Annotated in this window: 15 protein-coding genes; 8 read left to right on the top strand and 7 right to left on the bottom strand. The window is 66.9% G+C overall.

The features are described from left to right. Positions 1 to 768 precede the first annotated feature (768 nt). Positions 769 to 1,497 (top strand): hypothetical protein, encoded by a 729-nt coding sequence (locus tag QZ546_RS16245; protein ID WP_294239869.1) that lies wholly within the window; start codon positions 769 to 771, stop codon positions 1,495 to 1,497. Positions 1,498 to 1,774: 277 nt separating this feature from the next. Here QZ546_RS16245 and QZ546_RS16240 read toward each other — a convergent pair whose 3' ends face one another. Genes QZ546_RS16240 through QZ546_RS16230 form a run of 3 tightly spaced genes read right to left on the bottom strand, consistent with a single transcriptional unit; the run spans position 1,775 to position 5,293 of the window. After that, positions 1,775 to 2,527 carry a hypothetical protein gene (locus tag QZ546_RS16240; protein WP_294239867.1) on the bottom strand — a complete coding sequence of 251 codons (753 nt, stop codon included), beginning with the start codon at positions 2,525 to 2,527 and terminating at the stop codon, positions 1,775 to 1,777. Between the two features lie 8 nt (positions 2,528 to 2,535). Continuing rightward, the gene (locus QZ546_RS16235; RefSeq protein ID WP_294239864.1) at positions 2,536 to 3,201 is read right to left on the bottom strand and encodes a hypothetical protein; all 666 of its coding nucleotides are present in this window, start codon (positions 3,199 to 3,201) and stop codon (positions 2,536 to 2,538) included. 16 nt (positions 3,202 to 3,217) lie between these two features. Beyond that, complete coding sequence (locus QZ546_RS16230) at positions 3,218 to 5,293, bottom strand: S8 family serine peptidase (protein WP_294239863.1); 2,076 nt, start codon at positions 5,291 to 5,293, stop codon at positions 3,218 to 3,220. 787 nt (positions 5,294 to 6,080) lie between these two features. Between QZ546_RS16230 and QZ546_RS16225 the strand changes: the two genes are divergently transcribed. The 3 genes from QZ546_RS16225 (at position 6,081) to QZ546_RS16215 (ending at position 7,724) form a co-directional block, all read left to right on the top strand. Next, positions 6,081 to 6,671: a hypothetical protein gene (locus QZ546_RS16225; protein WP_294239860.1), complete on the top strand. Its 591-nt coding sequence runs from the start codon at positions 6,081 to 6,083 to the stop codon at positions 6,669 to 6,671. Further along, complete coding sequence (locus QZ546_RS16220) at positions 6,668 to 6,877, top strand: hypothetical protein (RefSeq protein WP_294239856.1); 210 nt, start codon at positions 6,668 to 6,670, stop codon at positions 6,875 to 6,877. The genes QZ546_RS16225 and QZ546_RS16220 overlap by 4 nt, the downstream gene beginning before the upstream one ends. A 106-nt stretch (positions 6,878 to 6,983) precedes the next feature. Continuing rightward, positions 6,984 to 7,724, top strand: coding sequence for a metallophosphoesterase family protein (locus QZ546_RS16215; RefSeq protein WP_294239853.1), 741 nt, complete (start codon positions 6,984 to 6,986; stop codon positions 7,722 to 7,724). A 68-nt stretch (positions 7,725 to 7,792) separates the two neighbouring features. On the opposite strand, the gene QZ546_RS16210 is transcribed toward QZ546_RS16215, so the two are convergent. Further along, complete coding sequence (locus QZ546_RS16210; RefSeq protein WP_294239850.1) at positions 7,793 to 8,809, bottom strand: aldo/keto reductase; 1,017 nt, start codon at positions 8,807 to 8,809, stop codon at positions 7,793 to 7,795. Between the two features lie 150 nt (positions 8,810 to 8,959). Here QZ546_RS16210 and QZ546_RS16205 point away from each other — a divergent pair, with 150 nt between their 5' ends. From QZ546_RS16205 to QZ546_RS16195, 3 genes are read left to right on the top strand one after another with little or no spacing between them, the layout of a single operon-like run. Next, complete coding sequence (locus tag QZ546_RS16205; protein WP_294239847.1) at positions 8,960 to 9,856, top strand: AraC family transcriptional regulator; 897 nt, start codon at positions 8,960 to 8,962, stop codon at positions 9,854 to 9,856. A 40-nt stretch (positions 9,857 to 9,896) separates the two neighbouring features. Continuing rightward, a complete protein-coding gene (locus tag QZ546_RS16200; RefSeq protein ID WP_294239936.1) occupies positions 9,897 to 10,814 on the top strand; it encodes a helix-turn-helix domain-containing GNAT family N-acetyltransferase in 918 nt (305 codons plus the stop codon). Continuing rightward, positions 10,811 to 11,347 carry a GNAT family N-acetyltransferase gene (locus QZ546_RS16195; RefSeq protein WP_294239845.1) on the top strand — a complete coding sequence of 179 codons (537 nt, stop codon included), beginning with the start codon at positions 10,811 to 10,813 and terminating at the stop codon, positions 11,345 to 11,347. The genes QZ546_RS16200 and QZ546_RS16195 overlap by 4 nt, the downstream gene beginning before the upstream one ends. Positions 11,348 to 11,370: 23 nt before the next feature. Here QZ546_RS16195 and QZ546_RS16190 read toward each other — a convergent pair whose 3' ends face one another. Beyond that, a complete protein-coding gene (locus QZ546_RS16190; RefSeq protein ID WP_294239843.1) occupies positions 11,371 to 12,534 on the bottom strand; it encodes an MFS transporter in 1,164 nt (387 codons plus the stop codon). 13 nt (positions 12,535 to 12,547) lie between these two features. Next, positions 12,548 to 13,582 (bottom strand): aldo/keto reductase, encoded by a 1,035-nt coding sequence (locus QZ546_RS16185; RefSeq protein ID WP_294239841.1) that lies wholly within the window; start codon positions 13,580 to 13,582, stop codon positions 12,548 to 12,550. A gap of 91 nt (positions 13,583 to 13,673) precedes the next feature. Between QZ546_RS16185 and QZ546_RS16180 the strand changes: the two genes are divergently transcribed. Next, the gene (locus tag QZ546_RS16180; RefSeq protein WP_294239838.1) at positions 13,674 to 14,591 is read left to right on the top strand and encodes a LysR family transcriptional regulator; all 918 of its coding nucleotides are present in this window, start codon (positions 13,674 to 13,676) and stop codon (positions 14,589 to 14,591) included. On the opposite strand, the gene QZ546_RS16175 is transcribed toward QZ546_RS16180, so the two are convergent. Continuing rightward, the coding region (locus QZ546_RS16175; RefSeq protein ID WP_367113542.1) for a PLP-dependent aminotransferase family protein at positions 14,571 to 15,959 on the bottom strand (1,389 nt) is incomplete at its 5' end. The genes QZ546_RS16180 and QZ546_RS16175 overlap by 21 nt on opposite strands.

The raw sequence follows: 15,959 nt of genomic DNA, 5'->3' as shown, positions 1-15,959 counted from the left end.
CTCAGGCCGGCGGCGCACGCGTCTCGCCGCAGCAGAAGGCGGCCCCTACGACGCAGCGACCGCACTGATTGCCTTGCAGACCGCCCTCAGTGCGCGCCGCCTCTTCCAACTTCGCGGTCAGTTTGTTTGACGGCTGCACGACGCGCACGTTCGGGCATTCACGCCTGACGTCGGTCGTACCGAACATCTTTGGTCTCGCGCCTTCCGGAACCGTGCCTACGCACGGTGGAGGACCCCGCAGGCCGATGGCCGAGGTATGTCAGATAGCCACCGCATAGCTGACACCATTCCGTCGCAGACGGAGCGCAACGCTCCTCTCCGGCCTTCAGGAAGCCGGGAGGGGCGGTAAAGTTGGGGTTCAGCAACTTTACGGTATTGCGCCCTCAAAATCTGGTGTGTCAAATCAGGGCTCCTGACATACCCAGATTTCGCGATTTCGTCGAAATCGCGTTCGTTCTGACATACCGGCCGCAGGCCGCTCGGAACGCGGCGACAGGTATGTCAGACTTCCTCAACGATGTGCAGGCTATGCCAGCGTCTTGGTGGTGCGCGCGGCGAACGGTCTCGCGTCCCGTGAAGATGCGTCGGTCCCGTCGTTCCACAACGCGACCGTCAGAATGGGAAGGTTGAGCGGGGATGGCTGAGCCAAGCGAAGATGGGGATGCGGTACGCTCGGCCGAGGCTGTGGCAGAGCCGGAGATCACCACCAGGGTCTTGGCCTTGGTCAGCAAACTGGCTTCGGATCCCGCAGGTGGGGGAAGCGCTGGCATGCGCGCGGTCGACAATCTACAGGGCCATGCCGAGCGCGAAGCCTATCTGCGGGAAATGGTCATGAATTTCCGGCCGCCCGAGGCTGACCCGGAACTTTGGCTTCGGTGGCTGTCAGGCGGTCCCGAACCTTTTGCGCCGCGCGTGCCAGAGAAGCCGCACGTCTCACAGGTGAATACCAAGCGGGAGATCGAGCGCGCTTCGAAACGGGTCACCGCAGCGCGGGACCGGATTGCGAAAGCGGAACGTGAACTCTCGGCAGCGCAGTCGGTGGCGGCATCAGCCCTCGAATTCGAGTCCTCACTCATCGTATGGGCGCTGATGGAGCAGATCACGTCGCTGGTGACGCCGGTTTTCGCCATGGGGCCGGCGTGGACGTTGATGCGCGTTGTCAGCCCCCATGTCCCAGCCGATGAAATGGAAAACGAATTGATCCTCGAAGACCACGAACCTAGCCGCAAGGCGCTGGAACAAAAGGTCAGGGAGGAACGCGTCGAGCTGTCGAAGAAGCTGCATGCTGCACTCGATTTCTGGGCAGGTGACAGGGAGTTCGAGGTGGACTTGCGGAACGCGATCAGATCCGTTGTCGACAAACATCGGCCGCGTGAAGCCGCTGCCCGCGCCAAAGGCCGAAAGGTGCGCTCGCAAAACGAGGCCAAGAACTCCGTCAGGCCGGATAGCGCAGCCGCGCGTAACGAAATCCTCGGTCAGTCGGAACCCCTGGAGTAACTGTAGACCGCCGTGGCGGCTTACCATCTTCCCAATCCGACCGCGTCGACTGCAGACGACTGGCGCGACCCATAGCCCGCGATCACGAGCAGCCGGTTCCAGCGAATGCTGCCTTCATCACCATCCGCATGGGGCGTGGCGGCAGCATAGCTAGGCCCGTCTGCCGTGCGCGGTGCTACGCCCCTTGACATGGCATCTGTAATCGGCGTGGCGATCGCCATCGGCAACGTCGCGACCAGCGCCGGCAGCAAAGACGCAAACGTCTTTACAGTCGATTTTAAAAAGCGCCGCGCGCTGCAGCCGGTGCTTCGCGCGCGGCCGCCGCCTTTACCGCCGCCTCATCGGCAAGACGCGCGTTTCGCCCGCGGGTGCCGAATATCTTGAGCGACCAGGCGTCGGACCTGACGGTGATGCGCGGATTGGGCTCCATCGTCAGATCGCCGCCGCATCGGGTCATGCACCACGATCCGTTCGCCGGGATGCCCTCGGTCGGCCGCCCGTACTTCCCCTCGACTTGGCCGACGAGCGTGGCCGGATCGACGCGGTTGGTCGATACCGTCAGGTCGATCCGGTCGACGATCTCGCCCGCCGGCGTCTGCGCCATGAATAGGCGGAGATATTCACCAGCAGGACCCTGGCAGGTCAGGTCACCAACGGCAGTGCCATCAGGGCCAAAGCCGTCGGGGATGCCTTTGCGCTTGCGGACCTCTCGCTCGACGAGCTGTCGGAACGATGCCGACTGGTAGATCGAGCAACGGTAGGTCCCCGCCAGCGCTGCCTGCACCGCGGCCAGCGGCATGCCGAGGCGGACGCCAGCGACATCCATCGCCAGCGGCCCCGCCGTATACAGCGCGGGTCGTACAGCCCCCTGCGCCTTCTGCGCCATGGCGGGAGCCGTGGGAAGCGACAGCGCCATCACGGCGCCGATGGCAGCAGCCTTGGTCATTTTCATCATGGTGTTCCTTGACGAACCGGCGCTCGGCGCCGCGGTCATAGTGTCGGTCGAAATGGATGGGATGGTGACGGTCACGTCGATCGTCAGCGCGGCATCGGTCGCCAGCCGCCGCTCTGCAGCTCGAACGGCATCGTCGCCTCCTTAGGCTCGGCCATCCGCGCTTGTTCCGCCGGTGGCATAACCGGGATCGGATCGACGCCGTGGTAGGTGTAGGTGACCTGGCTCCCCCGATGACCGGCAAAGTCGGTCGGCTCGGTCCAGCGCACGACGTCGACGACCTCGCCCTTGGCCATGCAGAACGACGGCACGGCAACCGTTGCGTTCGTCGCCTTGCGCTCGACCGTATGAAGGTAGGGCGCCCCCTTCTCGGTCGGCGCGTAGGAGATCAGCGGCTGCCGCACGAACGCGTTGGTGGAGCCACTCCATCGCGCGGGCTTCTCGAACGGTGTGCGCGTGACGAGCCCGACGCCGGCCAGACCGTTCAGCATCGCGACCGCCTTCCCGTCGGAACCCGGTCCCGCAAGCGTCGGCTCCGGCGAGGTGACGATCGGGAACCCCGATCCGGCGGTCTCGCCCTCGACCTCGTATCGCATCACGTCGATGGGATGGCAGAAGACATCGCGAACGACGGGTTCAAGCGCGGCGGCGAACGCCGCCTTGCTGGGGGCCTTCGAATTGCCACACCCGCTCAAGCCCGTGGCGGTGGCGAAGAGCAGGACAGCGGCGGACACGGACGTGGATCTGGACATGGGTGTTCCTTGCGGTTCAGCGGACGACGAGATTCAAGAAAGCGGCCACGTCTGACGCGCCGCGGACATGACCGGCGTCGAAGGCATGGGCGACGCCGAGCCGCAGCGTTGAGGACGGTGCCAGCGCCGTCGACCAGCCGAGCTCGAGATCAAGCTCGCGCGCGGTCGGCGACAGGTCGAAGGTCCGGCGCTCTTCGCCGAGCGCACCCGACATCAGGTCATAGGCGACCGGGACCATGAGCGAAGCCCGCGCCCGCTCAACCCGCAGCGGTGACGATAGGCCCAGCGTGGCCAGTCCGCCGAGCAGCGGGCGCACACCCTCGACCGCGAAAGCGGTACTGACGATGCGGCCGTCGAAACGGACGCCTGCGACCGCGTCGGCGGCTCTGCTGCTGCCAACCGTGGCGCGACCGGATAGCTGCACGCCAGCGACGCTCCGGCGCAGCGTCGTGGTCGCCAGCACGGTCCGGGCACCGGCCGCACCGGCCCCCGCATCGTCCCGCAACCCCAGCACCTGCCCCCGTTCGACGAGCTCCGATACCTCCAGGCCGACACCGAACGGGGCGGAGACCGCTACGGTACGCAGGCCGGCCTCGCGGCTCCGCGACCCGCGGCGGAACGACGATGGCGTCGCGGTGATGGAGGAACCCGATGCGAGCGAAGCCGACCAGCCGCCGATGGACCATTCGGACGACATGCCGATCGGCTGCCCGATCGCGCCGCGCAGATACGAACCTGCAAGAGACGAACCACCGCCCGGGCCCACGGCGACGTTCGCACCCAGCGTGATCGTCTGACCCGCAGCCGGCGAGAAGGCCACCATTGCCAGCCGACCGGACGCAGCGGCCTGCCAGGGTCCTATCGTCGTCGAGGTCGCGATGCCCAGTTTCGCGTCCGACCACGACGAGGACCGAAGGGGATAGGGAGATGCGGATGCGGTGAGCGCCCCCGCGAGCAGACCGGAAGACCGCGCGCGAATGCCGCTGGGCGCCGTCATCAGGTAATCTCGGCCGTAGCGGTCGAACACGGTCATGGTCGACGTGCGCGAGCCGAGGTCGGCCGCGCCCGCCGCACCGCCGAACGGCGCGGACACGACCAACGATGAATAGCGCGTCAGCACCGTCCGTGCAGCGGCGAACGACATTGCCGGTGCCTGCGCCTGCATCGCCTTCTCGACGTTCAGCAGACCCACGCCGTAGACCTGATCGACCCCGGGCGCGCCGAGATCAGTCGCCGTGTCGAGCATGATGCGGCTGATCTCCTTGCCGCCGAGCTGCGGCCAGTACTGCTTCAGCAAGGCCGCGGCACCCGCTATCCCCGGCGCCGCGAAGCTGTTGCCCGTCACGACGACCTGCTGACCATTCTGGTCCACGGTGGCGACGTTGCTCGCGACGACCGACAGGGTGCGGTCCGCCAATGCGCCTGGCGTGCCGTTGCCGCTGGGCGGCTGCAGATTCGCATCGACGCGGACGCCGAACAGGAACCAGTCCTTGTTCGACAGGTCCTTGCCGACGAGATTCTCCGCGACCTTGCCCGAAAAGCTGTCCTCGCCGACGTTGTTCGTCACCGATTCGACGAAAAGGCGGTTGCCGCCGCGCACCTGATCCATCGCCGACTTCAGATCAGCGGCCATCTGCTCGCCGCCACCCGAGCCGTTGATGCTCATGGAGATCACGAAGGCGCCCTTGTCGACCGCGTACCTGATCGCCGGAGCGATCAGTGCAACGTTCGGGGCATCCGATTCCGGTATCGGGCCGGTCGAACCCGCGACGACCCCGTCGAGGTTTGGGCCGCTGATCTTCAGCGCCAGGATGGTGGCGTCGTAGGCGACGCCGTGCATGCCGTTCCCGTCGCGCGCCCCAGCGGCGATGGCGGCGGTCTTGCTGCCGTGGCCGTCCTTGTCGTCGAGCTCGAACCGGATCGTCTCGCCCGGGCAGGTCGCGCAACGGGCGATCTTCTGGTCGAACGCGGTACTGTCGGCCGAGATGCGGCCTGCGAACTCCGGGCCGTCACGGTCGATGCCGGTGTCGACGATCGCGATCGTCACGCCCTTGCCCGTGATGCCCCGCGCGTAGGCGTAGTCGGCCTTCATGCCGATGGCAGCCGCGCTCTTCGCATCCTCGGCGGTCGGCGCAGGCGAAGGAGTTGGCGTCGGAGCCGGGGTTGGCGCTGGCGTCGGACTTGGTGTAGGGGTGACGACCGGCGTCGTTCCGGGGGAGTTGACGCTTCCGCCGCCACCGCAGGCGCCGAGCATCATGGCGGTCGCAACCGCCGCCGAGTTCCTGATGATGGCGAGTCGCCTGCTGCGGCAACCATGATATGCACCCACGCTCGAACCCCCGTTCGCGTCGGTGCCGGCAGGCTGATCCCAGCCGGCGGCACCGCCCCTGTTGAAACGAGGCGGTGCCGGCCCGTGAGCCGGAGATTGGAAACCTGCAGTAAGACAGGCGCGAGCGTCTTTAGGCCTCCGAAGAAGCCCTGGACATACACGCCCGCTCCCCGGCCGAAACTGGTTCGGGCCGGGCATACGGCTACTTACTGACGAGGTTTCCACGCCTCGGTCCGCCTGCTGGCGAACAATCCACCTCTACGCCGGGCGGGTTAACAATCTCAAGTGCTGAACTGCGGCTTTGGCGCTGCCGGGCGTAACATGCTGACGACATTGCGCATAATTCGGCGAGGCGGCATGGCGGGGCAATCTGCCGCTCATAAAAGATGAAAGCCGGCTGCTGAGGCTCTTCGGCGAACGAGCAGGAACAGCATCACTCAATCCATAAAGCGGACGACCAAGAAAATTCGGACAATCGCAGCGATTTTTTCATCCTCCCTGTCCGAATATGCCGGCAGGTCCGCTTTTATGATTGAGAGGCATCGCCATTTTGCCCAACCTTGCTTCAACTGCCGAGGATCGTGCCGCCGACAGCCACTATACGCCGGCCGAGATCGGCGTGATGCTGGGCGCACTCCCCAACTTTGACCGGCGGCGGCTTATCGCCTCCTCTCGCTATCTGGCACGCGACAGGCATATTCTCGCCGCCGACTTGCGTCAGGAAGCCTTCATCCGGGCGCTCGACGGGCGGCGCAAATGCCAGCGCAGCTGGAACGTCACCGACTTCCTGGTCGGGATCATGCGCAGCCTGACCTCGGCTGACCGTGAAGCTGACATCGCGGGCCACCGCCCCGTTCTGATCGGTACATTCGGTGAAGGTGGCATCGATCTGGCGTCACCCGCGCCCTCGCCGGAGCAGGTCGGCCATGACGCCATATATTACCGCCGCACGATCACTGCCATCCGCGAGGCGATTGATCGCGACCCACGCCTTGTCGCGTTGATCGATGCGCTACTGGATGGTGCGAAGGGTGCCGATCTTCAGCGGCGGTTGGGGGTCGATGCAACCGAACTTGCGTCGCGCCGAAGGCAGCTTAAGCGCGTGTTGATGAACGCCACGAGAGACAGGAGCCTGCCGTGACGCAAATGGATGCGGATCTCGAGCAATTGCGGCTAATTGACGATTTCCTCGAAGAAGAAATCATCGATCTGTCCGACAGTGACGCGTTTAACGCCGAAATCAGGCAGGCAATCACAGCGGTCAAGGAGGCGGTGTCGCCGGATAGCGAATCCGTTCTTGATCATGCACGAGACTACGCATGGGTAGCATTATTTGACGGCCCCTGACTGCCGGTGGCCGACGGTAACGGCAATTGCTGGTGGGCGTCCGGCGTACATGGTGTTTGGAGGAAGTGCCCGCCATGCTGCTGCGTATCAACCAAAGGGGGAAGTTTTGAAGATCGGGGTCATTGCCGACGCACATGGAAATCTGGCCGCGCTGCAGGCTGTCCGCGACGCAATGACTGCCGCCGCGCCCGACCTGATCATCAATCTGGGTGACCTCGTATCCGGCCCCTTCGATCCTGCGGGAAGCGCCGAGCTTCAGATGCGCTCCGATTATCTGACCATCGCTGGAAACGACGAGCGCCAGTTGCAGGACGGCAGCGACGGCGCCTTCGACGTTCTGGCGCGGCCGCTCCTGACCCAAGAGCATTGGGCCTGGATCGAGGGTCTGCCCGCGACGCTCACCCTCTGCGACGGCGATGTCTTCGCCTGCCATGGCAGCCCGGCGGGCGGGGATCTGGAATATCTGCTCGAGGACGTGACGTCCGGCCGCGCGACACTGGATGCCGACCCTGCCATCCGGCCACGCCTGAAGGGGATCGGGTCGGCCAGTCTGGTGCTGTGCGGGCATACGCACACGCCGCGCATCGTGGCGGTCGATGGTGTGCTGATCGTCAATCCCGGTAGCGTCGGGATGCCGTGCTACCGGGATTGGGGCGCGACCCCGCATGTCATGGAGGCGGGTAGCCCGCTGGCGCGCTATGCCATCGTCGAGCGTCGTAATGCCGGATGGGCGGCCCAACTGCACGGCGTACCCTATGACTATGAAATCGCCGCGCGTCAGGCGGAGTCTTTCGGCTTTCCGGCCTTTGCCCACGCCGCCCGGACGGGCCGTCTCCTGCCCGGCTGATCCGCCGCCTGTTCGAACGCTAGGTCGGAGTGGCGGGACGAGAAAGCGTCCCGCCGAACCTGCGACCGTCAGGCGCGATAGCCGCCCTGGCGCTCGAGCATCCAGCCGGGATATTCCGCTGGCAGCTTGGTCACCGCATCGAGCGCAGCCAGATCGTCCGCGTCGAGCGACACCTGGGTCGCGGCGATATTGTCGGTGAGCTGATCGACCCGCTTGGCCCCGACGATCACGCTCGTCACCACCGGCTGATGGAGCAGCCAGGCGAGCGCGACCTGCGCGGCGGTGCAGCCCTTCGCTTCGGCAATACGGCGCATCTCGGGGATCACCACCGAACCACGGGTGCGATCGACCGGCGGAAAGTCGAAATTCGCGCGCCGCCCGTCCGCCGCCTGGCCCTCGCCATCATATTTGCCCGACAGATACCCGCCGGCCAGCGGGCTCCACACCATCAGCCCGATCTTCTCGGACCGCAGCATCGGCACGATCTCGCGTTCCAGGTCGCGGCCGACCAGCGTGTAATAGGCTTGGAGCGACAGGATCGGCGCGAGCCGCCGCGCCTCTGTGATGCCGACCGCTTTCACCACCTGCCACGCCGCCCAGTTGGACAGGCCGAGATAGCGAACGTGACCGTGACGGACGAGCGTGTCGAGCGCCTCCAGCGTCTCCTCGATCGGCGTCGCAGGATCAAAGCCATGGATCTGGTAGAGGTCGATATGGTCGAGGCCGAGCCGCTGGAGGCTCTGCTTGCACTGGCTGAGGATGTGGCCGCGCGAGGCGCCGCGCGCATTGGGTCCGTCGCCCATCGGCCCCAGCACCTTGGTCGCGATCACGACATTGTCGCGGGCGACGCCTAGGTTCTTGAGCGATTGGCCGAGGATACGCTCGCTCTCGCCGCCGGCATAGACATTGGCGGTGTCGATGAAGTTGATGCCGGCATCGAGCGCGGTCCGGACCAGCGCATCGGCTTCGTCCTGGCGAAGCTGGCCGATCTGGCCCCAGATGCCCTCGCTGCCGCCGAAGGTCATGGTGCCGAGGCAGAGTTCGGACACAAAAAGGCCGCTATGGCCGAGTTGGCGCATACGCATGGGATGATACTCCTGTTGGAATGGATGAGCCGGAGATACGCCGCGAACGTTCGGCGCCGCGACGTCGATCCGATCAAAGTCCTGCCCGATCCTATCAAAGTCATTCGTAGACGGGTGCTTTCGGTGTGCGGTGAAGCTACGATCTCTGCCATGACGACGTTGTCCGACCTTGCCCGGCTGATCGAGCGCCATTGGTTCGTCCATGGTCGCGAAACGCCGATCCCGGGCCTGCTCATCACCCGCGCGGAGGAGCCGACCGGCATCATCCGCTCGGTCTATCGGCCCTCCTTCTGCCTCGTCGTGCAGGGCGCGAAGATGTCGATGCTCGGGCCGACACCGTATCACTATGCCGAGGGCCAATGCCTGCTCGCCTCGGTCGACCTGCCGGTCACGTCACGCATCGTGCGGGCGAGTGCCGACGCGCCCTATCTGGCGCTGTCGCTGGCGATCGAACCCGTGACCGTGGCCGAACTGGTGGCGGAGCAGGCCAGCGTGCGGGGACCAGCCGCCGCCTTCCCTGCACTGGCGACCAGCGACCATGATCCTGCGTTGCGTGATCCTCTCAGGCGGCTGCTCGACCTGCTCGATCATCCGGCCGATCAGGCTGTGCTCGCCCCGCTGATCCGGCGCGAGATCGTCTGGCGGCTGCTCGGCGGCACGCTGGGACCGGCGCTGCGTCAAATGGGTCTGGTCGACACCCATGCCGCGCGGATCGGCCGCGCGACGGGGTTCATCCGCGACCATTATGCCGAGACGCTACGCGTGGCCGACCTCGCCGCGCTGGCGGGCATGAGCGTCCCCGGCTTCCACCGTCACTTCAAGGCGGTGACGACGATGACGCCGGTGCAGTTCCAGAAGCAGGTGCGTTTGCAGGAGGCGCGCCGCCGCCTGGTCGCCGCCGAGGAGGTCGCGCGGGTCGGCTTCGCGATCGGTTACGAAAGCCTGTCGCAGTTCAGCCGCGACTATCGCCGCCTGTTCGGGGCACCGCCCGGTCGGGACGCGGCGACGATGCGTGCGCAACTGGTGCCGGAGCCAGCATTACCCTGATACTTGACTCCGTCAAGTAAAATGAGCCAGCTTGGCGGATATGGAAGATGCAGACGTCACCGCCATCCGCCGGTTCAACCGCTTCTACACCCAGACGATCGGCGCGCTCGACGCACGGTTCCTGGGCACCGAGGCGAGCCTGCCTCAAGCACGGTTGCTGTTCGAGATCGCCACGCGCGAGCCGGTTACCGCCAGCGTGTTGCAGGACGCGCTGGGCATGGACGCGGGCTATCTCAGCCGCTTGGTTGCACGCTTCGAGAAGCGCGGCTGGATCGTGCGGGTGCGTCGTGACGACGATGCCCGCGCCCGCGACCTCCGGCTGACCGAGGCGGGACGTGAGGCCTTCGGCACGCTTGACCACCGCCAGAGCCATGCCGTCGGCGATCTGCTCGCAACCGTCGATGGACAAGCGCGGCGCGATCTGGTCGAAGCCCTGACGCGCGCGCGGCTGCTGCTCGATCCGGCCTCGGGTGGGCCGTTCGTGATCCGGCCCTTTCGCACCGGCGAGCCCGCGCTGATCGCTGCGCGCCAGTCGCTCCTCTATGCCGAGAGCCATGGCTGGGGTCGCGAACTGGAGGTGATCGAAAGCGAGGTGACCGCGGTGTTCCTGCGCGACTTCAAACCCGAGCGCGAGCAATGCTGGGTCGCCGAGATCGATGGGGTGATGGCGGGCGCGGTGTTCGTGACCGACGAAGGCGACGGTCTCGCCCGGCTGCGGCTGCTGCATGTCGAACCCTTCGCCCGCCGCCGGGGCATTGGCGATGCGCTGGTGGGCGCTTGCGTCACCTTCGCCTGGGACACGGGCTATCGCGCGGTGACGCTGTGCACCCACACCGTGCTGGAGCCCGCGCGCCGTATCTATGCCGCGCATGGTTTCGCCTGTGTCGACACGGCGATGCATGAGCAGTTCGGCGTTCCGCTACAGGGAGAGACCTGGCGGCTGGAGTTGGCGGCGTGACCGGCGACCTGACGATCCGCCTCGCGATCGAAGCCGACCTCGGGGCGCTCCGCGACCTGATGACGCTGTCGATCGATCAGGGCCAGGCGGCGGTGCTGACCCCGGCGCAGATCGTCGCCAGCCGCTCGGTGATGGGGCTCGACACACAGTTGGTGCACGACGGCACGTACTTCGTCGTCGAGGACCATGGCGTGCCGGTCGGCTGTGGCGGATGGAGCCGGCGCGCGACGCTCTATGGCGGCGATCATAGCACCGACCTGCGCGATCCGGCGCTGCTCGATCCGGCGGAGGACGCCGCCCGTATCCGCGCGATGTACACCCACCCCGACCATGTCCGGCGGGGGATCGGGCGGCTGATCCTCGATCGTTGCGAGCAAGCGGCACAGGCGGAGGGTTTCGCCGCCGTCGAACTGATGGGCACGGCGGGCGGCGTGCCGCTTTACGCGGCCTGCGGTTACGAGCCGGTTGAGCGCGCCGACACCCATGTCGATGGTGTCGTCGTGCCGCTGACCCGAATGCGGAAGCGGCTGTGATCCAGGGCTGATGTCGCCGCCCGTCAGGCCGGGCAGGCCTTGGCGTTCGGCCGACGCCGGAACGCCAGCAACATCGCCAGCGCCACCGCCGCCATCGCCGCACCGGCCAGCGACACGGTGGACAAGCCCAGCCCAGCCCCGATCACGCCGCCGCCCAGCGCCGCGCCGATCGCATTGCCAAGGTTGAAGGCACCGATATTCATCGCGGAGGCGAGGTTCGGCGCGTCCGAGGCCGCGTCCATCACCCGCATCTGCAGGGGCGGTACGATCGCGAAGCTGGCGATGCCCCAGACCAGGATGGCGATCGCGGCGGTCACCTGCCATTGCATGAGAACCGTGAAGGCGAGCAGCGTCAGCGCCATGATCGCCAGCATCGTCATCAGCGCCCGGTCGACCGAACGGTTGGCGAGCCGACCGCCGAGCCCGTTGCCGATCGTCGCGCCGACGCCGAACAGCATCAGCATCGCCGTGACATAGCCGGTCGAGCCATGCGTCACATCCCGCAGGATCGGGACGATATAGGTGAACACGGTGAACACGCCGCCAAAGCCGATCGTGGTCAGGGCCAGCGCCATGACTACCGGCCCGCGCGTCAACACCCGCAACTCGGCGCGCATGTCGCCACCTTCGGCCGCGGGCAGCGGCGGCAGCGCGATGCGCAGCGACACCATCGCGATCGCCCCCACGCCGGCGATCCCGGCAAAGGCGGTGCGCCAGCCAACCGCCTCGCTGACCCAAGTCGCCGCCGGCACGCCGCCGATCGTGGCGACGGTCAGCCCGGTGAACATCGCCGCCACCGCGCCGGCGCGCTTGTCCGGCGGCACGAGGCTGGCGGCGACGACCGATCCGACGCCGAAGAACGCGCCATGGTTGAACGAGGTGACGACCCGCGCCGCCATCAGCATCCAGTATCCGCCCGCCACTGCCGACAGCGCATTGCCGAGCGTGAAGATGCCCATCAACGCGATTAGCAGCGTCCGTCGGTCGACCCGCCCCGTGGTGAGCGTCATCAACGGCGCACCGACCAGCACGCCCATCGCATAGGCGCTGACCAGTAGCCCGGCGGCGGGGATCGACACCTGCAGGTCGCCGGCGATCACCGGCAACATGCCCATCGGCGCGAACTCGGTCACGCCGATGCCGAAGGCGCCGACCGCCAGCGCGAGCAATCCGAGGTTGAACTTCATGATTGTGGCTCCCTCAAACCATCGGCGGTGCGAGGCGGGCGAAACCGTCCTGCTGCCGATAGGGCGTGTGCGGATAGGGCGGCAGCACGTCGCTTGCTGCGTCGAGCGTCGCCACCTGCTCGGGCGTCAGCGCCCAGCCGACCGCGCCGAGATTGTCGCGCAGCTGCGCCTCGTCGCGCGCACCGATGATGACCGACGAAACGGTCGGACGTCGCAGCAGCCAGTTGATCGCGACCTGCGGAACCGTCTTGCCCGTCTCCGCCGCCACCACCTCCAGCGCATCGACGACGCGGTAGAGATGTTCGTGCTCGACCGGCGGCGCGAACTGCGCGGTTTCATGGAGGCGGCTGCCCGCCGGGATCGGCCGTCCGCGCCCGATCTTGCCGGTCAGCCGGCCCCAGCCGAGCGGGCTCCAGACCAATGCACCGACCCCCTGGTCCGCCGCCAGCGGCATCAGATCCCATTCATAGGCGCGGCCGATCAACGAGTAATAGACCTGATGCGCGACGAGGCGCGGCCAGCCATGACGATCGGCCAGCGCTTGCGCCTTCATGATCTGCCAGCCCGGGTAATTGGACACGCCCGCATAGCGGATTTTGCCATCCGCGGTCAGCTGGTTGAGCGTACCCAGCACCTCCTCGGTCGGGGTAGAGGCGTCGAAGGCATGAAGCTGGAGTAGGTCGATCCGGTCGGTGCCGAGCCGTCGCAATGCCGCCTCGACCGCGCTGATCAGCCGCGCCCGTGACGCGCCCAAGTCCTGCGGGCCGTCACCCATCGGTAGGCCGGTCTTGGTCGAGATGAGGACGGCGTCGCGACGCCCTTTGATCGCTTCGCCCAGCACCTGTTCCGACGCGCCATCCGAATAGACGTCGGCGGTGTCGAACAGCGTGACGCCGGCGTGGAGGCAGATATCGACCAGCCGCCGCGCCTCGGCGGCGTCGCTTGTGCCCCACGCGCTGAACAGCGGTCCCTTGCCGCCGAAGGTCCCCGCGCCGAACGACAGGGCCGGAACGCGCAGGCCGGACGATCCCAATTGCCGATATTCCATGACACCTCCTTTGCGAATGTCATTGTCAGGCGCATAGATGGACGGTGGAGCAGTGCGGCGGAACCGCCCACCGCTGCAAAGGATCTGTGCTTTGGACGCAAAGGTAATCGGCAATGACGATCGCGCCCGGTCACTCGCCCTGTTCGCGAGCGTGGTGGAGGAAGGCAGCTTCTCGGCGGCCGGCCGCACGCTCGGGCTGACGCCATCAGCCGTGGCGCGGGCTATCGACCGGATTGAGGCGCGGTTGGGCGTCCGGCTGCTGCTTCGCTCCACCCGCGCGCTCACGCTCACCGCCGAGGGACAAGCTTATCTGCTCGCGGCCCGCCGCATCCTCGCCGATCTCGATGATGCCGAGCAGCAGATCGCCGACCAGGGCGCGCCGCGCGGACGGTTGCGGATCAGCGCGGCGCTGGCGCATGGCCGGTTGTGCGTCGTGCCGCTGCTCGGCGACTTCGCGCGCGCCTATCCGCACATCCTGATCGACATCGCGCTGACCGACACGCTGGTCGACATCGCTGGCGGACAGGCCGATGTCGCGATCCGCTTCGGCCCGCTTGCCGACAGCGTACTTACCGCGCGAAAACTATCCGAGGCGCGGCGGGTGATCGTGGCGTCGCCCGACTATCTGGCGCGGGCAGGCACGCCTAGGGTTCCGGAGGACCTGCATGCCCATAACTGCCTCAACTTCAACTTTCGCCGCGCCGAGCCGATCTGGCCGTTCCGCCGCGACGGCCGGGATTTCGCGCTGTCCGTGGACGGCGGCATCGTCGCCAACAATGGCGAGACGCTGGGTCATCTCGCCGCTGCCGGGGTTGGCATCACCCGGGTCGGCCGCTTCAGCGTCGCGGCCGAGATCGCGGACGGACGGCTTGTGCCCGTGCTGGAAGAATACAATCCAGGCGACGTCGAGCTGATCCACGCGGTCTTCGTCGGCGGCGCCGCCACGCCTGCACGGGTGCGGGTATTCGTCGATTTCCTGGTCGAGCGCTTAGCCAGCCGGTTCGAGTAGCAGGCACGACACGGCCTTTTCTAGAAAAGCGTACAGCCGATCGTCATCGCTCATCGCGACGTTGAAGCGCATGTGATTGCGCCACCCGCCGCTGGGACTGAACACCGGCCCCGGTGCGAGCACGATACCTTCCGTGATCGCCCGCCGGGCAAGCTCAACGGCATCGACGCCATCGGGCAATCGCGCCCACAGGAAGATGCCCGCCGCCGGATCGGTCCACGGATCGATACCGATGGCCCGCAGGCGTTTCGCCACCCGGGCCGTAGCACGGGCCAGCCGGGTCCGGACGCCGTCGACGTGACGCCGATAGCTGCCATCGGTCAGCACCGCGTGCAGCAGGTTGGCGGCTAGCGGACTGCCTGCCATCGATGTCGCGATGCGCAGGTCGGCCAGCCCTTCGATCCAGTCGGGCCGTGCCGCGATATGGCCGCAACGCACCGCAGCCGACAGCGATTTGGAGAAGCTGCCGATGCGGATCGTCCGGTCGAGCCCGTCGAAAGCCGCCAGCCGTGGTGACGGCATGTGCTCGAAGTCGGCGAAGATATCGTCCTCGACGACGACCATGTCATGCGCCTCCGCGATCTTGAGCAGCCGGTGCGCGGTGGCGGCGGCGAGCGACGCGCCGGTCGGGTTATGGACGCCCGAGTTGGTCAGGTAGAAGCGCGGCCGATGCGTCGCGGCGGCCTCGGCGAAGGCGGTGACGTCGGGCCCGGTCGATGTCATCGGCACGCCGACGACCTTGGCGCGGTGCGCCCGCAGAAGCGCCAGGAAGTTGAAATAGCACGGGTCGTCAACCAGCACGGTATCGCCCGGCTGAAGCAGGAAGCGGCACACCAGATCGAGCGCATGGGTGCCGCTGTCGGTCAGCAGGATTTGGTCGGGGCCGGCTTCGATACCCTGGTCCGCCATCCGCCTCGCCAGCAACGCCCGGAGTGGGGGCGAACCCAACGGGGAGGCATAGCCCGCCAGGGTGCCGTTCTCGTCGGATCGCGCCGCCCCACGCATCGCCTTGCGAAGGGCATCGCCCGCTAGCCAATCATCGGGCAGCCAGCCGCATCCCGGCATGAATTCGTGGCGCCGCTCGCCCAGCGACTGGCGCAGCATCCAGAGCGGGTCGACCTCACGTTCCTTCGTACTGGCCAGCCGATCCAGCGCCAGCGGGGCCAAGGGCGCGGCGACATAAAATCCCGATCCCGGTCGCGACCGGATCACACCCTCGGCGGCGAGGCGATCATAGGCATCGACCACCGTCGAGCGCGCGACGCCGCTCGTCTCGGCCATGGCGCGGATCGACGGCAGCCGTGCGCCCGGCGTCAGCGTGCGGGCGTCGATCCGGTCGCGGATCGCGCGGACCACCATGCCGGTGCG

Source organism: uncultured Sphingomonas sp. (assembly GCF_913062585.1).
Taxonomy (GTDB): Bacteria; Pseudomonadota; Alphaproteobacteria; order Sphingomonadales; family Sphingomonadaceae; genus Sphingomonas.
This window is presented reverse-complemented; position numbering and strand designations above follow the sequence as displayed.

Excerpts from the sequence above, each read along its gene's own strand:
- QZ546_RS16245 (WP_294239869.1), top strand. The coding sequence starts at position 769 with ATGCGCGCGGTCGACAATCTACAGGGCCATGCCGAGCGCGAAGCCTAT.
- QZ546_RS16235 (WP_294239864.1), bottom strand. The coding sequence starts at position 3,201 with ATGTCCAGATCCACGTCCGTGTCCGCCGCTGTCCTGCTCTTCGCCACC.
- QZ546_RS16230 (WP_294239863.1), bottom strand. The coding sequence starts at position 5,293 with ATGAAGGCCGACTACGCCTACGCGCGGGGCATCACGGGCAAGGGCGTG.
- QZ546_RS16210 (WP_294239850.1), bottom strand. The coding sequence starts at position 8,809 with ATGCGTATGCGCCAACTCGGCCATAGCGGCCTTTTTGTGTCCGAACTC.
- QZ546_RS16205 (WP_294239847.1), top strand. The coding sequence starts at position 8,960 with ATGACGACGTTGTCCGACCTTGCCCGGCTGATCGAGCGCCATTGGTTC.
- QZ546_RS16200 (WP_294239936.1), top strand. The coding sequence starts at position 9,897 with ATGGAAGATGCAGACGTCACCGCCATCCGCCGGTTCAACCGCTTCTAC.
- QZ546_RS16190 (WP_294239843.1), bottom strand. The coding sequence starts at position 12,534 with ATGAAGTTCAACCTCGGATTGCTCGCGCTGGCGGTCGGCGCCTTCGGC.
- QZ546_RS16185 (WP_294239841.1), bottom strand. The coding sequence starts at position 13,582 with ATGGAATATCGGCAATTGGGATCGTCCGGCCTGCGCGTTCCGGCCCTG.